The sequence below is a fragment of the Bacillus sp. JHAA genome (assembly GCF_036961585.1).
In the GTDB taxonomy this organism is placed as follows: Bacteria; Bacillota; Bacilli; order Bacillales; family Bacillaceae; genus Bacillus; species Bacillus velezensis.
Map to the genome: position 1 here is coordinate 605,297 of NZ_JBAMDE010000002.1, position 19,689 is coordinate 624,985.

The window sequence follows — 19,689 nt, forward strand, 5'->3', positions numbered from 1 at the left end:
CATTTTAGATCAGTGTTGAATTTACACAAGCGCTCCTGTAAGATAAACATAGTATGTACTTTTAGTAGCAACCCATAAATTTCTATTTTTTATACATAGGAGTGGAAACTGATGTTAAAAATCAACGAAATTCATGAACTGATAAAAAGAATCGATGAATCTTCCATCGACGAATTTGTTTACGAAATTGAAGGCGTAAGCCTCAAACTGAAAAAAAATGAAGCGCCGGCAGTGAATGTAACGGGACAAGCCCAAGCCGTTCCCGCCGCTTACGCACCTGCTCCGCAGGCTGCAAAACCGGAAGCGAGTGAAGCCGCTCCTGCTCAGGAAGCGCCGAAACAAGACGAAAACCTGCACAAAATTACGTCTCCGATGGTCGGAACGTTTTATGCTTCTTCATCGCCGGAAGCCGGCCCTTACGTAAACCAAGGTTCAAAAGTGAGCGAAAATACAGTTGTTTGTATCGTAGAAGCAATGAAACTCTTTAACGAGATTGAAGCCGAAGTAAAAGGAGAAATCGTTGAAGTGTTAGTTGAAAACGGCCAGCTGGTCGAATACGGACAACCTCTATTTCTTGTAAAAGCTGAGTAAGGAGACCTGCTATTATGATTAAAAAGCTATTGATCGCCAACCGAGGAGAAATCGCCGTCAGAATCATCCGGGCCTGCAAAGAGCTGGGCATTGAAACTGTAGCCGTTTATTCTGAGGCAGATAAAGACGCCCTGCATGTCCAAATGGCCGATGAGGCTTTTTGTATCGGGCCGAAAACATCAAAAGAAAGCTATTTAAATGTAACGAACATCGTCAGCGTCGCAAAGCTGACCGGCACGGATGCGATTCATCCGGGATACGGGTTTTTAGCTGAAAACGCCGACTTTGCCGAGCTGTGCGAGGAATTAAACGTAACGTTTGTCGGCCCTACGGCGGACGCCATTTCAAAAATGGGAACAAAAGATATCGCGCGCGACACGATGCAGCTGGCGGGCGTGCCGATTGTGCCCGGTTCAAAAGGAATCATAAAAAATACGGAAGAAGCGGTTTCGCTTGCAGGTGAAATTGGGTATCCTGTCATTATAAAAGCCACTGCGGGCGGAGGCGGAAAAGGCATCCGGGTCGCACGCACAGAAGAAGAACTGATCAAAGGCATTGAGATTACCCAGCAGGAAGCCGCTACGGCATTCGGAAATCCGGGTGTGTACATCGAGAAGTACATAGAAGATTTCCGCCATGTTGAAATTCAGGTGCTTGCGGATAATTACGGAAACACGATCCATCTCGGAGAGCGTGACTGTTCTATCCAAAGACGTCTGCAAAAACTTCTTGAAGAGTCACCGTCACCTGCGCTTGATTCTGAAATCAGGGAGCAGATGGGTGAAGCAGCGGTAAAAGCAGCGAAGGCCGTCGGTTACACGGGAGCCGGCACAGTAGAATTCATCTATGACTACAGAGAACAGCGCTACTACTTCATGGAAATGAACACGCGTATTCAAGTAGAGCACCCTGTTACAGAAATGGTGACGGGAACGGATCTGATCAAAGAACAGATCAAAGTGGCATCCGGACAGGAGCTTTCGCTCAGACAGGAAGACGTTGAATTTAACGGCTGGGCGATTGAATGCCGCATCAACGCTGAAAATCCTGCGAAAAACTTCATGCCTTCACCCGGTAAAATTAACATGTACCTGCCGCCGGGCGGACTCGGTGTACGCGTGGATTCAGCCGCATATCCCGGCTACTCGATCCCGCCGTACTATGACAGTATGATTGCTAAAGTCATCACATACGGAACAACGCGTGATGAGGCAGTCGCACGGATGAAACGCGCGCTGAGCGAATTCGTGATTGAAGGTATTGAGACGACGATCCCGTTCCATTTGAAACTGCTTGAACACGAAACATTTGTCAGCGGAGAGTTTAATACAAAGTTTTTAGAAACATATGATGTAATGGGCTCATAATTTTTGCGGGAGGTGAATTGAATGGAAGACAACAGTGTGCTTAAAATGGATCATGATGAGGCTCATTTAGGCAAGGTTGAAATTGCTCCTGAGGTCATTGAAGTCATTGCCGGCATCGCCGCTTCCGAAGTTGAAGGAGTTGCTGAAATGCGCGGCAATTTCGCCACGGGCGTCGTAGAACGCTTCGGCAAAATCAATCACGGCAAAGGCGTAAAGGTCGATTTAGCCGATGACGGGATTACCATCGACGTCTATTGCGTCGTTCAATTCGGGATCTCGATCCCGAAAGTGGCGGCAAGCGTTCAGGAGAATATCCGCCAAACCTTATTAAACATGACGTCTCTGACCATTAATGAAATCAATATTCATATCGTCGGCATTCAATTTGACACGAAAGCCCAAGAAGTCGAAATCGACGAAGAAATGTAATGAGCGTATAAAAACCAAGGGGATGGGCAGCCCTTTGGTTTTTTATACGTTTCCCGTCATTTCAGGCATGAAGAAAGCCGGCTTACAAACGGCAGCCGAGTTTCTTCATGCTGTGAAATCCGAATGAAATTAATACGGTTTGTGAAAATATTCGGCATTAGGGTGAAAAAACCTAAATTTCGACATGCGATTGAGAAAAAAATATGTTATGATCTCTTTAAGCTTAACGACAAGCGGATAAAGCGGATCTGAAGGAGAAAGAAAATGAAAAGAAGAACAGCTAGAGAAAAAGCTTTGCAGGCACTTTTTCAGATTGATGTCAGCGATATTGCACCGAACGATGCCATTGAGCACGCGCTTGATGGTGAAAAAACAGATGCCTTCTTTGAACAGCTGGTGTACGGAGTGATCGAACATCAGGTTCAGCTTGATGAAATGATTTCCGGCCATCTCGTCAATTGGAAGCTTGACCGGATTGCAAACGTAGACCGCGCGATCCTGCGTCTGGCGGTGTATGAAATGGTTTATTCTGACGACATTCCTGCTAACGTGTCATTAAACGAAGCAATCGAGCTGGCAAAACGGTTCGGCGACGATAAAGCTGCAAAATTCGTAAACGGGGTTCTTTCTAACATTAAAACTGATATCGAATCATAGGAGGAAAGAAAATGACTGCAACAATCATCGACGGAAAAGAAACGGCTAAAGAAAAACGCGAACAATTGGCAAAAGAAGTAGAAGAGCTGAAAGCACAAGGCGTAGTGCCTGGATTGGCGGTCATTTTAATCGGAGACGATCCCGCTTCTGTTTCATATGTGACAGGCAAGAAAAAAGCCGCTGAAACAATGGGAATGAAATTTAAGCTTGACCGCTTTGACTCAAGCTTAACCGAGGCGGAGCTTTTAACAGTGATTGATCAGTATAATCAAAATCCCGAATTCCACGGCATTCTCGTCCAGCTGCCGCTCCCGGATCATATTTCTGAAAAAGCCGTAATCGAGCGGATCTCCCCTGATAAGGATGTTGACGGTTTCCACCCTCTCAACGTCGGGAAAATGCTGCTTGGCGAAGATACATTTCTTCCATGCACGCCGCACGGAATTGTCGAGTTATTGAAAAAGACGAACGTAGATCTTTCCGGCAAAGAAGTTGTTGTAGTCGGACGAAGCAATATTGTCGGTAAACCGGTCGGCCAGCTGCTGCTGAACGAAAACGCGACCGTCACATATTGCCATTCCCGGACGAAAAATATGTCTGAGCATACGAAAAAAGCAGATATTCTCGTGGTAGCGGTCGGTAAAGCGAACTTCATCAAAGCCGATCAAATCAAAGAGGGCGCCATTGTCATTGATGTCGGCGTCAACCGTCTCGAAAGCGGAAAACTTTGCGGAGACGTTCAGTTTGATGAAGCGAAAGAAAAAGCATCTTTCATTACGCCGGTGCCGGGCGGAGTAGGTCCGATGACCATCACAATGCTTGCGCATAATACTGTTAAATCTGCCAGACGTACGTTATCATAGATAACCGGAGACAGTCACAAAAAGTGTGACAATGAGCACGATACCCGCTTCTTAAGGCTCCTTTCAGCCAGAGCGGGTTTTCTTAGTTTAGGGCAAAAAGCCTTTATGAAAGGAGTGCAGGATGTGAGTGAAGCGGCATATGTCACGGTTTCCGCGCTGACCAAATACATTAAACGAAAATTCGATGTGGACCCTCATCTTGAAGACATTTGGATTAAGGGTGAGCTCTCCAATGTTAAAATTCATACGAGAGGCCACATCTATTTTACATTAAAAGATGAGCATGCCCGCATGCAGGCCGTCATGTTTCAGAGGCAAAGTTCGAGGCTTGCGTTTAAGCCAGAAGACGGAATGAAGGTCATCGTAAGAGGCGGCATCTCCGTCTATGAACCGAGCGGAAGCTATCAGCTGTACGCGAAAGAAATGCAGCCGGACGGTGTGGGGGCGCTCTACTTAGCATATGAAGAATTAAAGAAAAAACTTGCCGGCGAAGGGTTGTTTGATGACCGGCATAAGCAGGCCATCCCCGCTTTTCCGGCCACGATCGGGGTCGTCACGTCACCGACGGGAGCAGCCGTCAGAGACGTCATTACCACACTCAAAAGAAGATACCCCCTTGTGAAAGTCATTGTGCTTCCCGCGCTCGTTCAAGGTGAAAATGCCAGCAGATCGATTGTGAAGCGCATTGAAGAAGCCAATGCACAAAAAATGTGTGACGTCCTGATCGTCGGAAGGGGAGGGGGCTCGATCGAAGAATTGTGGGCATTTAACGAAGAAATCGTGGCCCGGGCGATTTTTGCTTCCGCCATTCCGATTATATCAGCGGTCGGACATGAAACAGATTTTACAATCAGTGATTTCGTCGCGGATATCCGGGCGGCAACGCCGACAGGAGCGGCAGAAATCGCCGTCCCCCACACGACGGACTTAATGGAACGGACAAAAACGGCGGAAGTCCGCCTGACAAGAGCGATGCAGCAGCATATCAGCAAGAAAAAAGAACGGATTCAATCGCTACAGTCATCCTACGCGTTCCGTTTTCCGAAACGATTGTATACCCAAAAAGAACAGCAGTTTGACCTTTTGTATCAGCAGTTCCAATCACAGCTCACAGGGCTTACGGACAGGAAACAAAGACAGCTGGAGCGGAATACGTACAGATTAACGGCGCTCCACCCTGAAACCCAGCTGAAACAGGCGAAAAAACGGTACGAGGAGCGCTCAAATCAGCTCGCCCGAAGCATGAATGTCCAGCTGAAGCAGCTTCATTCGCAGTTTCAGACGGTTCTTGGTAAACTGAATGCATTAAGTCCCCTTCAGGTGATGGAGAGAGGATACAGTCTGGCCTATAAAGACAAAGAGCTGATCAAAAGCGTTGATCAAGTGGAACAAAATGATACGCTTGAAGTAAAGATGACAGACGGCGTTCTGACGTGTGAAGTATTGCAAAAGAGAGGCGAACGATAATGACAGAAACCAAAAAAAGTGAAGAGCTGACATTTGAAGAGGCGATGAAAGGCCTTGAAGGCATTGTGGCAAAGCTTGAAGAAGGAGACGTGCCGCTGGAGCAGGCGATTAATTATTTTCAGGAAGGGATGGCCCTTTCAAAAATGTGCCATGAAAAGCTTCAGCATGTCGAAAAGCAAATGGACTTTATTTTAAAAGATAACGGCGAACTTGCACCTTTCAGCGTTCAGGAGGAAGACGAAGGTGACAAATAAACTGGACGCATTTTTAGCATCGCGCAAACAACTGATTGAACAGCAGCTTTCTTTGTATACAGAACGGCTTGCGATGCCGGAAACCCTCAAAAAATCTATGCTGTATTCTTTGGAAGCGGGCGGAAAGAGGCTGCGCCCCCTCGTCGTCTTAGCCGTTCTGAATGCTTACGGAAAAGATGAAAAAGACGGGATTCCGGTCGGATGCGCTGTCGAAATGATTCATACGTATTCTTTAATCCATGATGATCTGCCTTGCATGGACGATGATGATCTGCGCCGGGGAAAGCCCACAAACCATAAAGTCTTCGGAGAAGCGGCAGCCGTATTGGCCGGAGACGGGCTTCTGACAGAAAGCTTTAAACTGATCACATCTCATGTGTCTGAGGCGGTTTCAGCAGAAAAACGGCTCCGTCTCGTCGATGAGCTGATCAGCGCGGCGGGAACGGAAGGAATGGTCGGCGGACAGGCTGCCGACATGGAAGCGGAACAAAAGCGGATAACGCTTGAGGAGCTGGAATCCATCCACGAGCGGAAAACGGCCAAGCTCCTCGGTTTTTCCGTGACGGCGGGCGCCATTTTGGCAGATGCGCCGGAGGATGAAGTCGAAAAGCTGCGTCTGTTCAGCAGCCATATCGGCATCGGATTTCAAATCAGAGACGACATCCTTGATATTGAAGGACATGAGGAGAGGATCGGCAAACCGGTCGGCTCAGATACGTCGAACGAAAAATCAACGTATCCGTCGCTTTTAACGCTTGAAGGCGCGAAAGAAAAGCTTGCGTATCATATCAGCGAGGCGAAACAGATCATCAGCGGCCTTTCTCTTCAGAAGGAATTGCTGCATGACCTCTGTGATTTAATCGCGGCGAGAGATCATTAAAAACGGTCCTGATTTGAAGGGGCTGCCGCTCCTATGGTAAAATGTAAGCAGTTTCGATGAAAATACAAAGGGAGTCTTTTTCTTTTTTCAAAAAGACACTGTTTAATTTGCAGAAATTCATGCTGAAAGTGAGTTGATCCGCTTTGGATCTTTTATCAATACAGGACCCGTCATTTCTTAAGAAGATGTCAATTGAACAGCTGGAAGAGCTGAGTGAGGAGATCCGCAATTTCCTCATCACATCGCTGTCTGCATCTGGCGGCCATATCGGGCCGAACCTCGGGGTTGTCGAGCTGACAATTGCGCTTCACAAAGAATTTGACAGTCCGAAAGATAAATTTTTATGGGATGTCGGACATCAGTCCTATGTTCATAAACTGTTAACTGGGCGCGGCAAGGAGTTTGAAACCTTGCGCCAATATAAAGGGCTTTGCGGTTTCCCGAAACGCAGCGAAAGCGAACATGACGTATGGGAAACAGGCCACAGCTCAACCTCGCTCTCAGGCGCGATGGGAATGGCTGCCGCTCGTGATATTAAAGGATCGAAAGAATATATCATCCCGATTATCGGAGACGGCGCTTTAACCGGAGGAATGGCGCTTGAAGCGCTGAACCATATCGGTGATGAGAAAAAAGACATGATCGTCATCCTGAATGATAATGAGATGAGCATTGCGCCGAATGTCGGGGCGATTCATTCTATGCTTGGACGGCTTCGCACGGCCGGCAAATATCAATGGGTAAAAGACGAGCTTGAATATTTATTTAAGCGCATCCCGGCCGTCGGCGGAAAATTGGCCGCCACAGCTGAACGGATAAAAGACAGTTTGAAATATATGCTTGTGTCAGGCATGTTTTTTGAAGAGCTGGGCTTTACGTATTTAGGCCCGGTTGACGGTCATTCCTACCACGAACTGTTTGAAAACCTGCAATACGCCAAAAAAACGAAAGGCCCTGTCCTTTTACATGTCATTACGAAAAAGGGCAAAGGCTATAAACCGGCTGAGACCGACACAATCGGCACATGGCACGGAACGGGTCCGTATAAAATCAATACGGGTGATTTCGTCAAGCCGAAAGCCGCGGCGCCTTCATGGAGCGGACTTGTCAGCGGCACCGTGCAGGAGCTGGCACGTGAGGATGACAGAATTGTCGCCATTACACCGGCCATGCCGGTCGGCTCCAAACTGGAAGGGTTTGCGAAAGAATTCCCTGAACGCATGTTTGATGTCGGAATCGCAGAACAGCATGCGGCGACGATGGCGGCTGGAATGGCGCTTCAGGGTATGAAGCCGTTTCTTGCGATCTATTCGACCTTTTTGCAGCGGGCGTACGATCAGGTCGTCCATGACATCTGCCGTCAAAACGCGAATGTGTTTATCGGCATTGACCGCGCCGGTTTGGTCGGCGCTGACGGGGAGACGCATCAAGGCGTCTTTGACATCGCCTTTTTGCGGCATATACCAAACCTCGTTTTAATGATGCCGAAGGATGAAAATGAAGGCCGCCATATGGTCAATACAGCCCTTAATTATGAGGAGGGCCCGATCGCGATGCGCTTCCCGCGCGGAAACGGGCTCGGCGTAAAGATGGATAAAGAGCTGAAAACCATTCCGATCGGAACATGGGAAGTGCTCCGTCCCGGAAAAGACGCGGTCATTTTAACATTCGGTACGACCATTGAAATGGCGCTGGAAGCGGCTGAAGAACTGCAAAAAGAAGGCCTGTCCGTGCGTGTCGTGAATGCGCGGTTCATAAAACCGATTGATAAACAAATGATGAAGGCCATTCTTAATGAAGGTCTGCCGATTTTAACGATAGAAGAAGCCGTGCTTGAAGGCGGATTCGGCAGCACGATTCTTGAATACGCTCATGACCTCGGCATGTATCATACACCGATTGACAGAATGGGCATCCCAGACCGGTTTATTGAACACGGCAGCGTAACCGCCCTGCTTGAAGAAATCGGTCTCACTAAGGTTGAGGTTATGAACCGGATCAAACTGCTGATGCCGCCGAAGACACATAAAGGAATTGGATCATGACAGCAAAAAAAGAACGATTAGATGTACTTCTTGTAGAAAAAGGCCTTGCGGAAACGCGGGAAAAAGCGAAACGCGCCATTATGGCGGGCATCGTATACTCAAATGAAAACCGATTGGACAAACCGGGTGAAAAAATCGCCCGGGATCTTCCGTTAACGGTAAAAGGAAACCCTCTTAAATACGTCAGCAGAGGCGGATTAAAGCTTGAAAAAGCTCTGGAAGTGTTTCCCGTCTCGGTAAAAGGAAAAACGATGATTGACATCGGCTCGTCTACAGGGGGATTCACGGATTGCGCCCTCCAAAACGGAGCCGAGCGGTCCTACGCAGTGGATGTCGGCTATAATCAGCTTGCTTGGAAGCTCAGACAGGACGAGAGGGTCGTCGTCATGGAACGGACGAATTTCCGCTATTCCGAGCCTTCCGATTTCACAGAGGGTTTGCCGGAATTTGCGACAATCGATGTTTCTTTCATCTCACTCCGCCTCATTCTGCCGGTTTTAAAAACGCTGCTTGTACCGGGGAGCGATTGTATCGCACTGGTGAAGCCGCAATTTGAAGCCGGACGGGAATCCGTCGGAAAAAAAGGCATTGTCAGAGATCCCGGTGTTCATACTGACGTTCTCCGCCGCATGAATCAATTTGCCGCTTCTGAAGGATATACAGTGAAAGGACTGTCCTTCTCACCGATTACAGGGGGAGACGGCAATATTGAGTTTCTGCTTCATTTGGAATGGGGCGGAGAAGACGGAAACGGCGCTGAACTGCCGGAAGAAGACATTCTCCGTACCGTCCGCGAAGCACATGAGACATTAAAAGCCAAAAAGACAGATGTACCGGAATAATAGGGGGCTATTATTCCTTTTTTCTGCCATCATGTACTTTTTATCAAGAAGCGGTTAACATAATGACAAGAACAGCTTGAAAACAGAGGTGCTTACATGACAAAAGGCCAAAGGCATATAAAAATCAGAGAGCTTATTACAAGCCATGAGATTGAAACGCAGGATGACTTAGTTGACATGCTGAGAGAAGAAGGATATAAGGTAACTCAGGCGACTGTCTCCAGAGACATTAAAGAGCTGCATCTCGTAAAGGTGCCGACAAACAACGGCTCCTACAAATACAGCCTGCCGGCGGATCAGCGGTTCAATCCGCTGTCAAAACTGAAGCGTTCATTAATGGATGCGTTCGTAAAAATTGACTCAGCAAGCCATATGATCGTATTAAAAACGATGCCGGGGAATGCTCAGGCAATCGGCGCTCTGATGGATAATCTCGAATGGGAAGAAATCATGGGCACGATTTGCGGAGATGACACGATCTTAATCATCTGCAGGACGCCTGAAGATACGGAGGGCGTTCAAAGCCGTCTTTTGGAGCTGCTGTAGCGTAATTATCAGATAAAAGGTGGAATGCTGTTTGTTAGCTGAACTATCAATAAAAAACTTTGCCATTATAGAGGAACTGACGATTTCGTTTGAACGGGGGCTCACCGTCCTGACGGGAGAAACAGGGGCCGGCAAGTCAATTATTATAGACGCCGTTTCCCTATTAGTCGGCGGCCGCGGCTCGTCTGAATTTGTCCGTTACGGTGAAACAAAGGCCGAGCTTGAAGGACTGTTTCTTTTGGACAGCGGTCATCCCGTTTTTGAAGTATGCCGTGAGCAGGGAATAGACGCATCTGACGACATGATTGTCATGAGAAGGGACATTAATGCCGGAGGAAAAAGCGTCTGCCGTGTCAACGGAAAATTAGTGACGATTGCGGCTTTAAGGGAGATCGGCAGACTTTTATTAGATATTCACGGACAGCATGATAACCAGCTGTTAATGGAGGACGATAAACACTTAGAGCTGTTGGACAGGTTTGCGGGCGCTGAGGCCGAATCCGCGCTTCAGGCTTACCATGAAGGCTATGAGCGTTATATGAAGCTGCTCAAAAAAGTGAAGAAGCTGTCAGAAAGCGAGCAGGAAATGGCGCATCGGCTAGACCTGATTCAATTTCAGCTTGAAGAAATCGAGTCGGCGAAGCTTGAATTGAATGAAGACGAGCTTCTTCAGGAAGAACGGAAGCAGATATCCAATTTTGAAAAAATTTATGAATCATTGCAAAACGCCTATAATGCGCTCCGCAGCGAGCAGGGGGGGCTTGACTGGGTCGGAATGGCCTCTGCCCAGCTTGAAGATATTTCGGATATCAATGAACCGCTGCAAAAGCTGTCAGAAAGTGTGTCAAGTTCCTATTATCTGCTGGAGGATGCAACCTTTCAGATGCGCAATCTGTTAGATGATCTGGAATATGACCCGGAACGGCTGAATTTTATTGAAACCCGTTTAAATGAGATCAAACAGCTGAAGCGCAAATACGGAGCGACGGTAGAAGACATTTTGGAATACGGCTCTAAAATAGAAGAGGAAATCGATCAAATCGAGAACCGCGACAGCCACCTTGAAGCGCTGAAGAAGGAATTGGAGTCGGTCGGCAAAGATGTGGCCGTAGAAGCCGCCAATTTATCAAAAATCAGAAAAGCATGGGCTAAGAAACTGGCGGAAGCGATTCATCAGGAATTAAAAAGTCTGTATATGGGCAAATCAACGTTTGATACGGAATTTCTCGTGAAAACCGATCCGTCAGCCAGTGAAGCACCGGTTGTTAACGGGCAGCCCGTGCAGCTTACCCAAAAGGGGATTGACCTTGTGAAGTTTTTAATTTCAACAAACACCGGTGAGCCTTTAAAACCGCTGTCAAAGGTCGCTTCCGGAGGCGAGCTTTCAAGGGTGATGCTGGCGATGAAGAGTATTTTTTCTTCCCAGCAGGATGTCACCTCCATTATCTTTGACGAAGTGGACACCGGTGTAAGCGGGCGGGTTGCCCAAGCCATCGCGGAAAAAATCCATAAAGTATCGACCGGTTCACAGGTGCTCTGCATTACACACCTGCCGCAGGTTGCCGCTATGGCGGATACGCACCTTCTAATCGCAAAAGAATTCAAAGACGGCCGGACGACAACGCATGTCACGCCGCTTTCCAAACAGGACAAGGTAGCGGAAATCGGCCGCATGATTGCGGGCGTCGAAGTGACCGATCTGACAAAACGGCATGCACAAGAGCTTTTAAAACAGGCCGGACAGGTAAAAACGACAGGATAAGCTGCTGATACAGGCAGCTTATTTTTTTGTTCCATTTCTCTAACAGTGTATCCAATGTTTTTCTTCGTATGCCGGTTATAAATCAAGCGCAGGAAGGCAAAAGTATAGATGTAGCAGAAAAAGAAAGTGGTGTGGGATAGGAGCGAGGAGAGTGAAGGAATGAATGCACGATAACATGAGGAAAGCAATAGGTGTAATTCTCCTTGTTTCTTTACTAAGTGTAGGCTTTTTTAAGCCATTTAAAGAATATTTACTGATACCGTCAGAAATGAGCGTCTTTGAAAACCAGACACAGGCCGTTCCGGTCAATGCATCAATAAGCGCTGAAAAGGGCGAATTATCAGAAGCCTTTACGCTGAAAGAAGAGCACGGCCATGCAAACATAACAGGGCAAACACAAGGCCGGTCAGAAGTAGTATATAATCTTGCCGGATTTCCCATTAAAAAAACGAAAGTGCGTGTCCTTCCAGAATTGAAGGTCATTCCGGGCGGACAGTCCATCGGTGTAAAACTGCATTCAGTCGGTGTTTTGGTCGTCGGTTTTCACCAAGTGATGACAAAGGATGGAAAAAAGTCTCCGGGAGAACAAGCGGGAATTGAATCTGGCGACATCATTATTAAAATGAACGGACATAAAATTGAAAAAATGAGCGATATCGCCCCGTTTATTCAAAAAGCGGGCAAAACCGGTGAATCTTTGGATTTATTGGTGAAACGCGATAAGCAAAAAATCAAAACAAAGCTGATTCCGACAAAGGACGAAGCCGAGGGGAAATATCGAATCGGCCTTTATATCCGCGATTCGGCAGCCGGCATCGGCACCATGACATTTTTTGAACCGAAAACAAAAAAATACGGCGCATTGGGCCACGTCATCTCTGATATGGATACAAAAAAACCGATTGTTGTAGAAGACGGAGAAATCGTCCGTTCAACTGTAACATCGATTGAAAAAGGAAAAGGCGGCAATCCCGGCGAAAAACTGGCAAGGTTTTCGTCAGAACGGAAAACGATCGGCGATATTAACCGCAACAGCCCGTTCGGCATCTTCGGGACACTGCATCAGCCGATTAAAAACAACATTTCCGACAAAGCGCTTCCGATTGCTTTGTCAAATGAAGTGAAAAAAGGACCTGCGCAAATGCTGACGGTTATCGAAAACGATAAAGTAGAGAAATTTGATATTGAAATCGTCAGCACCACGCCGCAAAAATTCCCGGCGACAAAGGGAATGGTGTTGAAAGTGACAGATCCGAAACTGCTGAAAAGAACCGGCGGAATCGTTCAGGGGATGAGCGGAAGCCCGATCATCCAGAACGGAAAGGTCGTCGGAGCCGTAACCCACGTATTTGTCAATGATCCGACAAGCGGCTACGGCGTTCATATCGAATGGATGCTGTCTGAAGCGGGTGTTGATGTTTACGGGAAAGACAAAGCAAGCTGACTGCCGGATGATCCGGCAGTTTTTTTATGTGATGCGTTCTTCACTTCTTTCCTGGATTCATGTAAAATAAGACATGAAGATTTTTCGACAAATTCACGTTTCCTGATTTGTCAAACTTAATTTTTAGTCGAAAAACCTAGAAAATGCTAGAAAAACAAAGATATACCACTATTATTGGTAAATATGGATTTTTTAAAAGGGGAAGTAGTGGTTTTGTCGAATGTAACATGTAGCAGTCAAATGGGTTGCGTCCTGTTAATACATTGGGGGAGGAAGAAACGTGGAGAAAATTAAAGTTTGTGTTGCTGATGATAATCGAGAGCTTGTAAGCCTGTTGAGTGAATATATAGAGGGACAGGATGATATGGAAGTGATCGGCGTTGCTTATAACGGACAGGAATGTCTTTCTTTGTTTAAAGATAAGAATCCAGATGTGCTCGTTTTAGACATTATCATGCCGCATCTGGACGGACTTGCGGTTTTGGAGCGTCTGCGGGAATCAGAGCTCGAGAAGCAGCCGAACGTCATCATGCTGACGGCATTCGGTCAGGAAGACGTTACGAAAAAAGCCGTCGATTTAGGCGCGTCCTATTTCATCCTGAAGCCGTTTGATATGGAAAACCTTGTCGGCCATATCCGCCAGGTAAGCGGAAATGTCAGCAGTGTCACACACCGTGCCCCGTCTGCGCAAAGCAGCATTATCCGCAGCCAGCCTGAGCCGAAGCGGAAAAATCTCGATGCCAGCATTACAAGCATTATCCATGAGATCGGTGTGCCTGCCCATATCAAAGGCTATCTTTATTTGCGTGAAGCCATTTCCATGGTGTATAACGATATTGAACTCCTCGGCAGCATCACAAAAGTCCTTTATCCCGACATCGCCAAAAAATTCAACACGACCGCAAGCCGTGTAGAACGGGCCATCCGCCACGCCATTGAAGTCGCATGGAGCAGGGGAAATATTGATTCCATTTCTTCACTGTTCGGATATACGGTAAGCATGACAAAAGCAAAGCCAACCAACTCGGAATTCATCGCGATGGTTGCTGACAAGCTGAGATTAGAGCATAAAGCTTCGTAACGCAAGCTTTTGGCTAGATGTCTTTTTCACGCCTTCTATTCCGTGCATGAACGCGGAAGAGAAGGCGTTTTGAAATTTTGCTGGCGAAAACAATGGAAATCACTCACGCCGTTACTTGTTCTATACATAAATGCGGTATCTATGCTGTCTACACGTATAATACCGGAGCTGATATTTTAATGATTTTGCCGTCTCTGAAATAAAAGCGGGGGACGCGGCGGCTTAACACAGATAAGACTTCGTAGCTGATCGTACCGAGCATTTCGGCAATTTCATCAACGGAAATCTCGGCACCTTGTTGTTTACCGTAGATGACGACTTCTTCTCCTTGTTTGCCCTCATTCTCACCTAAACTGACCATGATCATATCCATTGTCACTCTCCCCGCCACCGGCACCCGTCTGCCGCGGTGAAGAATAAACCCGCGGTTGGACAGGGCGCGGGAGTAACCGTCACCATAGCCGATCGGAATCGTCGCGATGATTTCACCCGGTTCGGCGATATATGTGGCGCCATAACTGACGGTCCGGGGATCTGTCACCATAGCTTTCACATAAGCGATACGCGCCTTTAAACTTAGTGCGGGTGTGAGATCCACGAGGTTCAGTTCCTTTATCGAGGCGGACGGATATAAACCATATAACCCAATGCCTAAACGGATCATGTCGGCGCTGAATTCCGGGAATGCGATAGCGGCGGCTGTATTGCACATATGCACGGTAGGCAGCGTAATGTCTTGATTTTTTAAAAAGCGGAGAAAGCTGATAAACTTTTCGTGCTGCAGCATCGTCAGCTCAGTGTCCGGTTCATCCGCTGTTGAAAAATGTGTAAAGATGCCATCCCATGACAGATATGTACTCGACTTGAGCGCTTTCACCACTGCTAAAAGATCTTCTTCCGTACGCACACCCAGCCGGCCCATTCCCGTATCCACATTGATATGAATGGACAGCCGTTTCGAATCTGCTTCTTTTTCCAATATCCGATTCGCTTTTTTGATCCAGCTGACTTGAAACGCTGATAATGTTATGTTCCAAACGGCAGATTTTTTCACACAGCTGAGAGCTGTGAAGCCGAGCACAAGAATAGGTGCCGTAATTCCCGCTCTCCGTAACACAATTCCCTCTTCGACGCTGGCGACAGCGAGCTCGCTCGCCCCGCTTTCCAATGCCTGCCGCGCTACTTCCACAGAGCCGTGGCCATAAGCGTTCGCTTTTACGACGGCCATAATTTTAGACGTATTCGGAATATGGCGGCGGATCGCCCGTACGTTCTTTTTTATCGCATCAAGGTCAACTTCAATCCAAACTTCCCGGCAAAGTTTTTTCATCACGATTCCTTCTTTCCTTAATGAGTTTCAGTACTCATGCTTTCAATCTGCATTCTATTCACCTTGAACTGAAATCATTCAAAACAAGGGAAGGTGATCGCTGATGTTTAAAAATCAAGTTTTTGGGAAATCAGTGTGTCTGCTTTATTTATGCTGAAAGGGCTGCATGGCAGCCCTTAAATTGACTTTACAATATTCTGATCTGAAAATTGATGTTCAAACATTTTGGACTGGCTTACAGCATTGTTTTGAATGACAATGCCGATATTTCCCCCTCCGGCACCGAAAACAGTTTTTGATGCAGTCAGCGGACTGATGGATATGGCGCCGCCAACATTGACAACTCCGTTTCCTGATACGTTGTTTATCGTAATCGGGCAACCGCTCATTCTATTTTTTCTCCTTTCTCTCACAGTCTACTAACTATATGTACGCTGTGATATGGAATAAGATTAAACAAAACGGCAAAAAGAATCCGGCTGCTGCCAGCCGGAAAGGGAGGGAAATACGGATGTCATAGTGTTTTCGTTACATTTTGATCAGAGTATTGAGAGCTTGAAGATTGAGATGTACTGGATTGATTCATTTGCAGGACCATCCCTGTATTTCCCCCACCTGAGCCGTAGACGGTTTTTGATACGGTTAAAGGACTTATCGAAAACGCACCGCCGACATTGACAACCCCGTTTCCGGAAAGACTGTTAATCGTAATAGGAAAACCAGCCATCATATACGGTCTCCTTTCTATTAATCTATTTACTATATGTACGCTGTGTGTTAGAAATAGGAGTAAACAAAGCGGTAAAAACTTGTAAATCAAAAAAAACTGCCGGACATCCGGCAGTTTTTTTAGTCTACTTTTCAAACGGCACCCAGCCGCCTGTATTCTGAATCATTTCCCATAACGGTTCAGGAAGTCGGTATTTCTCAATTTCAGATGCTTGAATGGCTTTTTCGATTTCCTGTTCGCGGCCTTCTTTGACCAGCACCGCCCATTCGGGGTTAATCAAAATGACACGTCCCAGAGCCACCAGCGGAATTCCGCTTTCTAATACAGCAAGCGCTTCGTCCGCGGTATAGATGGAACCGACGGCCATCAGCGGCACTTTATGGCCGACGCGTTCGTTTAATAAATCCATCCGCGTCCGTGAAGAATCCGCCCCGCGGCGGGCTTTGGAGTTGACATCCATCAGTGAAATATGCAGATAATCCAAGTTCTCTTCCGCAAGCGCGTCGGCGAGCATGAATGTTTCTTTCATTGTAAGCCCCGGTGTTTCCGGCTCTTCCGGTGACAGGCGGTAGCCGAGAACGAATGGATTTTCAGCGTGTGTATCAATTGCCTGTTTGACAGCGTCAACGACTGCAAGCGGGAACGCAAGGCGCTTTTCATCGCTTCCGCCCCAGCGGTCTGTGCGCCGGTTTGTTTTCGGTGAATAAAATTGGTGAATCAGGTACCCGTTTGCCCCGTGAATTTCAACACCGTCAAAGCCGGCTTCAATCGCTCTGCGTGTCGCTTCGCCGAATGCTTTCACGATGTGCTCAATTTCTTGTTCGGTGAGAGCCCGGGACGTTTGTCTCCCGTCTTCTTCTGAGCCGCTCGGACTGACGACGTCGTTGTTTGGCACGAGTTCAGGAGGGCATTCCAATCCTCCGTGGTGAATCTGCACAACGGCTTTCGCTCCTTGAGACTGGATCGCCTGAGCGAGTTTTTTCAAGCCGGGAATGTGAGAATCATCATAGATGCCGGGCTGGCCTGGAAACGCTTTGCCGTCCGGCGTTACGTTTGCACATGCCGTAATGACCATGCCCATTTCTTTTGAACGGGGAGTAATGTAGCTTAATTCACGGTCGGAAATCGTTCCGTCATCATTTGATGAATAGTGTGTCATCGGTGCGACTGAAATACGGTTTGGTATGGTGACGCCGCTTTCGAACGTAAAAGGTTCAAACAGCGGTTTATAAGTTTGCTTCATCATTTCGCCTTCTTCCTTAGGAGTTTAACTCGTCCGTATTCTAGCTTATGTTTTAATTGTGTGCAATTATTTTGCTTGTTCTTCTTCCTGAGGTTATGACCGGCTGAACCATTTAAACGAATGAAACGGTTTTCTCCGTTCCTTTTCAGGATCTTTATATCCTCCTGAAATTTGATGGCCGATCGAGCTGAATATGACAGCGGCGGCGAAGAGGAGAATGATTTTTTTCATATACATATCTTCTTTCTTATCTTTTACAAGGTTATTTATAAGCATACGCTTGTGCGAAAAAACCGTCAATTTGTTTTTATTTATTCTTTTTTCCACTTTCCTGCGGCGAATATCGTTCCGATCTGAATCACAACACTTAACAGAGCGCACACTGCCACAACTGTGTTGCTGTCCATAGAAGACACCCTCCTTTTTGTTAGGTTGATGTATCATATGACAGCTGTCTCTGTTTTGACAAAACCGTAATGCGGTGTTTCATATTTTTCAACACAAAAAGGGCGCTTTTTTAAGCGCCTTTACTTTTTTTTCAGCCGGTTCAAAGCGATTTGAACGGCGATGGCGTCATCCAGGTAGCCGATCGGAAACATGTAATCCGGAATGACGTCGGTCGCTAAAATATAATACAGCAGCGCGCTCCCGAGAATCGCGCGGTCTTCAGCCGGTGTTGATTCATCCATATACTGATGATGCATGTTTTTCAAATGATCAATAAAAGGGCCGACGCTTTCTTCATTGTCCATTTTCTTTTGAAACTCATCGCAAATCAGGCGATGGCCCTGCTGGGTTTTGGCATATTGTTCATATCTGGTCAGTTCGCGCTCAATTTGCTCCCGGGAAAAAGGCTGATCAAACATCTCGGCCATATTCAGCATATCCTGAATCGCGTGCATCGGGTCTTGCGGCGCAGCTTCTTTTTCATGGCCGATGTCTATGCCTGACGCCTCAAGCAATTCCTCCAGCGGGGTGCGGAGATGTTTTGAAAATTCCTGAAGATGCTTTAAATTGGCCTTCTGCTTGCCGTTTATAATCCGGGAGATGGTGGCCGTATCAATGTTTGTTAAGGCGCCGAGTTTTCTCATGGAGAGCGAGTGCTTATCAAGCAGTGATTTTAAAAGGGGCCCCAGTGTCGTATTTTTATTTTCTGTCAAGGGTGTCACCTCGTTTCCGCCGGAATGATGATCATTAATCAATAATTTTTGCAGAATAGGTACCTTTTCTGTGCTGCTGAATAGGATAGTGTAGATTCAACGGCACAACATGTTGAAAAGACATCAAAGAATGGAGAGAAACGAACATGGCTTGGTTATTGATTTTAGGTTTGGCAGTGTCCTCGAGCATTGATAATTTAGGAGTGGGGATGTCATACGGCATCAGAAAAATCAAAATATCGCATGCGTCAAATATGATGATCGCTTTTATCTGTTTTGTATTCAGTTATATCGGAATTTATTTCGGTAAATGGATTTCAGCCGTTTTACCGGGCTTTCTTCCTGTATTACTGGCGGCGTTTATTTTATCTGTCATCGGTATCCGCATCATTCTGCTGGCTGTGCCGAGAAAAACAGCGCGTGTTGGCGCGTCAGGAAAAAAAGGCCGTTTTGCCGGTCTGCTGCAAAATCCGGAGGCAGCGGATGCCGACGGTTCGGGAGAAATCGGTATATTGGAATCCATGGTTCTCGGGGTAGCCGTATCCGCAAATGCGCTGACCAACGGATTAAGCGCGGGGTTGATCGGGCTTTCTCCCGCTGCCATTTCCATCACTGCGGCGGTCGGAAGCTTTCTGACCATATGGATCGGCTGCTCGCTTGGAAAAAAAGCCGCGTCACTGCGCATCGGTTCTTTTCACATCGGACAGTTCAGCACGGTGCTGAGCGGAGTGATTATTCTCATCATTGCCGCCAATACGCTGCTCTTTTAAGTTGTCCCGTTCATTTTATGAAAAGCTCAAAATAAATATGAATGTTTCTATTCGGGAGAGCGCATGACGCGGCTCTCTTTTTTTGCCGATCTGATATTTTTTCAAAATGAACAGAAAGTCGTCCGTTTCCGTTAAATTCTGCATATTCGGCCTTCAGACAGAACCTTTTTCATAGACTGATCAGCTTGTTTTCTTTCTAAGTTCAGGTAAACAGCAGGTCAGATAGCC

At 46.9% G+C, this 19,689-nt stretch carries 21 protein-coding genes; 15 read left to right on the forward strand and 6 right to left on the reverse strand.

Annotation, left to right across the window (positions count from 1 at the left end; all coding sequences use genetic code 11):
* The first annotated feature begins 111 nt into the window (after positions 1-111).
* From accB to spo0A, 14 genes are all read left to right on the forward strand, one after another.
* A complete protein-coding gene (gene accB / locus V7728_RS07245) occupies positions 112-591 on the forward strand; it encodes an acetyl-CoA carboxylase biotin carboxyl carrier protein (protein WP_007408347.1) in 480 nt (159 codons plus the stop codon).
* 14 nt (positions 592-605) lie between these two features.
* Positions 606-1,958 carry an acetyl-CoA carboxylase biotin carboxylase subunit gene (gene accC, locus V7728_RS07250; protein WP_007408348.1) on the forward strand — a complete coding sequence of 451 codons (1,353 nt, stop codon included), beginning with the start codon at positions 606-608 and terminating at the stop codon, positions 1,956-1,958.
* 21 nt (positions 1,959-1,979) lie between these two features.
* The gene (locus tag V7728_RS07255; RefSeq protein ID WP_003153156.1) at positions 1,980-2,387 is read left to right on the forward strand and encodes an Asp23/Gls24 family envelope stress response protein; all 408 of its coding nucleotides are present in this window, start codon (positions 1,980-1,982) and stop codon (positions 2,385-2,387) included.
* 264 nt (positions 2,388-2,651) lie between these two features.
* On the forward strand, positions 2,652-3,044 hold the full coding sequence (gene nusB / locus V7728_RS07260; RefSeq protein ID WP_007408349.1) for a transcription antitermination factor NusB: 393 nt from the start codon (positions 2,652-2,654) through the stop codon (positions 3,042-3,044).
* Positions 3,045-3,055: 11 nt separating this feature from the next.
* Positions 3,056-3,907, forward strand: a complete 852-nt coding sequence (folD, locus tag V7728_RS07265; RefSeq protein ID WP_007408350.1) for a bifunctional methylenetetrahydrofolate dehydrogenase/methenyltetrahydrofolate cyclohydrolase FolD — start codon at positions 3,056-3,058, stop codon at positions 3,905-3,907.
* Between the two features lie 123 nt (positions 3,908-4,030).
* The gene (xseA, locus tag V7728_RS07270; protein WP_099566900.1) at positions 4,031-5,374 is read left to right on the forward strand and encodes an exodeoxyribonuclease VII large subunit; all 1,344 of its coding nucleotides are present in this window, start codon (positions 4,031-4,033) and stop codon (positions 5,372-5,374) included.
* Positions 5,374-5,628 (forward strand): exodeoxyribonuclease VII small subunit, encoded by a 255-nt coding sequence (locus V7728_RS07275; protein WP_007408352.1) that lies wholly within the window; start codon positions 5,374-5,376, stop codon positions 5,626-5,628. The genes xseA and V7728_RS07275 overlap by 1 nt, the downstream gene beginning before the upstream one ends.
* Entirely contained in the window at positions 5,618-6,508 is an 891-nt protein-coding gene (locus V7728_RS07280) for a polyprenyl synthetase family protein (RefSeq protein WP_007408353.1), read from the forward strand. The genes V7728_RS07275 and V7728_RS07280 overlap by 11 nt, the downstream gene beginning before the upstream one ends.
* 143 nt (positions 6,509-6,651) lie before the next feature.
* Positions 6,652-8,553, forward strand: a complete 1,902-nt coding sequence (gene dxs / locus V7728_RS07285) for a 1-deoxy-D-xylulose-5-phosphate synthase (protein WP_032870616.1) — start codon at positions 6,652-6,654, stop codon at positions 8,551-8,553.
* The gene (locus V7728_RS07290; protein ID WP_007612503.1) at positions 8,550-9,395 is read left to right on the forward strand and encodes a TlyA family RNA methyltransferase; all 846 of its coding nucleotides are present in this window, start codon (positions 8,550-8,552) and stop codon (positions 9,393-9,395) included. The genes dxs and V7728_RS07290 overlap by 4 nt, the downstream gene beginning before the upstream one ends.
* A 96-nt stretch (positions 9,396-9,491) precedes the next feature.
* Complete coding sequence (gene ahrC / locus V7728_RS07295) at positions 9,492-9,941, forward strand: transcriptional regulator AhrC/ArgR (RefSeq protein ID WP_003153173.1); 450 nt, start codon at positions 9,492-9,494, stop codon at positions 9,939-9,941.
* A gap of 31 nt (positions 9,942-9,972) precedes the next feature.
* Complete coding sequence (gene recN, locus V7728_RS07300) at positions 9,973-11,703, forward strand: DNA repair protein RecN (protein WP_007408359.1); 1,731 nt, start codon at positions 9,973-9,975, stop codon at positions 11,701-11,703.
* Between the two features lie 163 nt (positions 11,704-11,866).
* A complete protein-coding gene (gene spoIVB / locus V7728_RS07305) occupies positions 11,867-13,147 on the forward strand; it encodes a SpoIVB peptidase (protein WP_099566898.1) in 1,281 nt (426 codons plus the stop codon).
* A 280-nt stretch (positions 13,148-13,427) separates the two neighbouring features.
* On the forward strand, positions 13,428-14,228 hold the full coding sequence (gene spo0A / locus V7728_RS07310) for a sporulation transcription factor Spo0A (RefSeq protein ID WP_003153177.1): 801 nt from the start codon (positions 13,428-13,430) through the stop codon (positions 14,226-14,228).
* A gap of 148 nt (positions 14,229-14,376) precedes the next feature.
* Here the strand turns inward: spo0A and alr are convergent, their stop codons facing one another.
* From alr to V7728_RS07340, 6 genes are all read right to left on the reverse strand, one after another.
* Positions 14,377-15,558: an alanine racemase gene (gene alr, locus V7728_RS07315; protein ID WP_012117960.1), complete on the reverse strand. Its 1,182-nt coding sequence runs from the start codon at positions 15,556-15,558 to the stop codon at positions 14,377-14,379.
* Between the two features lie 176 nt (positions 15,559-15,734).
* On the reverse strand, positions 15,735-15,947 hold the full coding sequence (locus V7728_RS07320) for a spore germination protein (RefSeq protein WP_003153181.1): 213 nt from the start codon (positions 15,945-15,947) through the stop codon (positions 15,735-15,737).
* Positions 15,948-16,072: 125 nt separating this feature from the next.
* Positions 16,073-16,288 (reverse strand): spore germination protein, encoded by a 216-nt coding sequence (locus V7728_RS07325; RefSeq protein WP_007612497.1) that lies wholly within the window; start codon positions 16,286-16,288, stop codon positions 16,073-16,075.
* Positions 16,289-16,412: 124 nt separating this feature from the next.
* Positions 16,413-17,531, reverse strand: a complete 1,119-nt coding sequence (locus V7728_RS07330; protein ID WP_015240192.1) for an NADH-dependent flavin oxidoreductase — start codon at positions 17,529-17,531, stop codon at positions 16,413-16,415.
* A gap of 93 nt (positions 17,532-17,624) precedes the next feature.
* Positions 17,625-17,762 (reverse strand): hypothetical protein, encoded by a 138-nt coding sequence (locus V7728_RS07335; protein WP_014470646.1) that lies wholly within the window; start codon positions 17,760-17,762, stop codon positions 17,625-17,627.
* Between the two features lie 296 nt (positions 17,763-18,058).
* Complete coding sequence (locus V7728_RS07340) at positions 18,059-18,691, reverse strand: helix-turn-helix domain-containing protein (protein ID WP_007408365.1); 633 nt, start codon at positions 18,689-18,691, stop codon at positions 18,059-18,061.
* 146 nt (positions 18,692-18,837) lie between these two features.
* Here V7728_RS07340 and ytaF point away from each other — a divergent pair, with 146 nt between their 5' ends.
* Complete coding sequence (ytaF, locus tag V7728_RS07345) at positions 18,838-19,461, forward strand: sporulation membrane protein YtaF (protein ID WP_076424956.1); 624 nt, start codon at positions 18,838-18,840, stop codon at positions 19,459-19,461.
* Positions 19,462-19,689: the final 228 nt, after the last annotated feature.

What these genes read in the sequence shown, in the direction of transcription:
- accB (WP_007408347.1), top strand. Translation starts at nt 112, where the DNA reads ATGTTAAAAATCAACGAAATTCATGAACTGATAAAAAGAATCGATGAA.
- accC (WP_007408348.1), top strand. Translation starts at nt 606, where the DNA reads ATGATTAAAAAGCTATTGATCGCCAACCGAGGAGAAATCGCCGTCAGA.
- V7728_RS07255 (WP_003153156.1), top strand. Translation starts at nt 1,980, where the DNA reads ATGGAAGACAACAGTGTGCTTAAAATGGATCATGATGAGGCTCATTTA.
- nusB (WP_007408349.1), top strand. Translation starts at nt 2,652, where the DNA reads ATGAAAAGAAGAACAGCTAGAGAAAAAGCTTTGCAGGCACTTTTTCAG.
- folD (WP_007408350.1), top strand. Translation starts at nt 3,056, where the DNA reads ATGACTGCAACAATCATCGACGGAAAAGAAACGGCTAAAGAAAAACGC.
- V7728_RS07275 (WP_007408352.1), top strand. Translation starts at nt 5,374, where the DNA reads ATGACAGAAACCAAAAAAAGTGAAGAGCTGACATTTGAAGAGGCGATG.
- V7728_RS07290 (WP_007612503.1), top strand. Translation starts at nt 8,550, where the DNA reads ATGACAGCAAAAAAAGAACGATTAGATGTACTTCTTGTAGAAAAAGGC.
- ahrC (WP_003153173.1), top strand. Translation starts at nt 9,492, where the DNA reads ATGACAAAAGGCCAAAGGCATATAAAAATCAGAGAGCTTATTACAAGC.
- spoIVB (WP_099566898.1), top strand. Translation starts at nt 11,867, where the DNA reads ATGCACGATAACATGAGGAAAGCAATAGGTGTAATTCTCCTTGTTTCT.
- alr (WP_012117960.1), bottom strand. Translation starts at nt 15,558, where the DNA reads ATGAAAAAACTTTGCCGGGAAGTTTGGATTGAAGTTGACCTTGATGCG.
- V7728_RS07320 (WP_003153181.1), bottom strand. Translation starts at nt 15,947, where the DNA reads ATGAGCGGTTGCCCGATTACGATAAACAACGTATCAGGAAACGGAGTT.
- V7728_RS07325 (WP_007612497.1), bottom strand. Translation starts at nt 16,288, where the DNA reads ATGATGGCTGGTTTTCCTATTACGATTAACAGTCTTTCCGGAAACGGG.
- V7728_RS07330 (WP_015240192.1), bottom strand. Translation starts at nt 17,531, where the DNA reads ATGAAGCAAACTTATAAACCGCTGTTTGAACCTTTTACGTTCGAAAGC.
- V7728_RS07335 (WP_014470646.1), bottom strand. Translation starts at nt 17,762, where the DNA reads ATGAAAAAAATCATTCTCCTCTTCGCCGCCGCTGTCATATTCAGCTCG.
- ytaF (WP_076424956.1), top strand. Translation starts at nt 18,838, where the DNA reads ATGGCTTGGTTATTGATTTTAGGTTTGGCAGTGTCCTCGAGCATTGAT.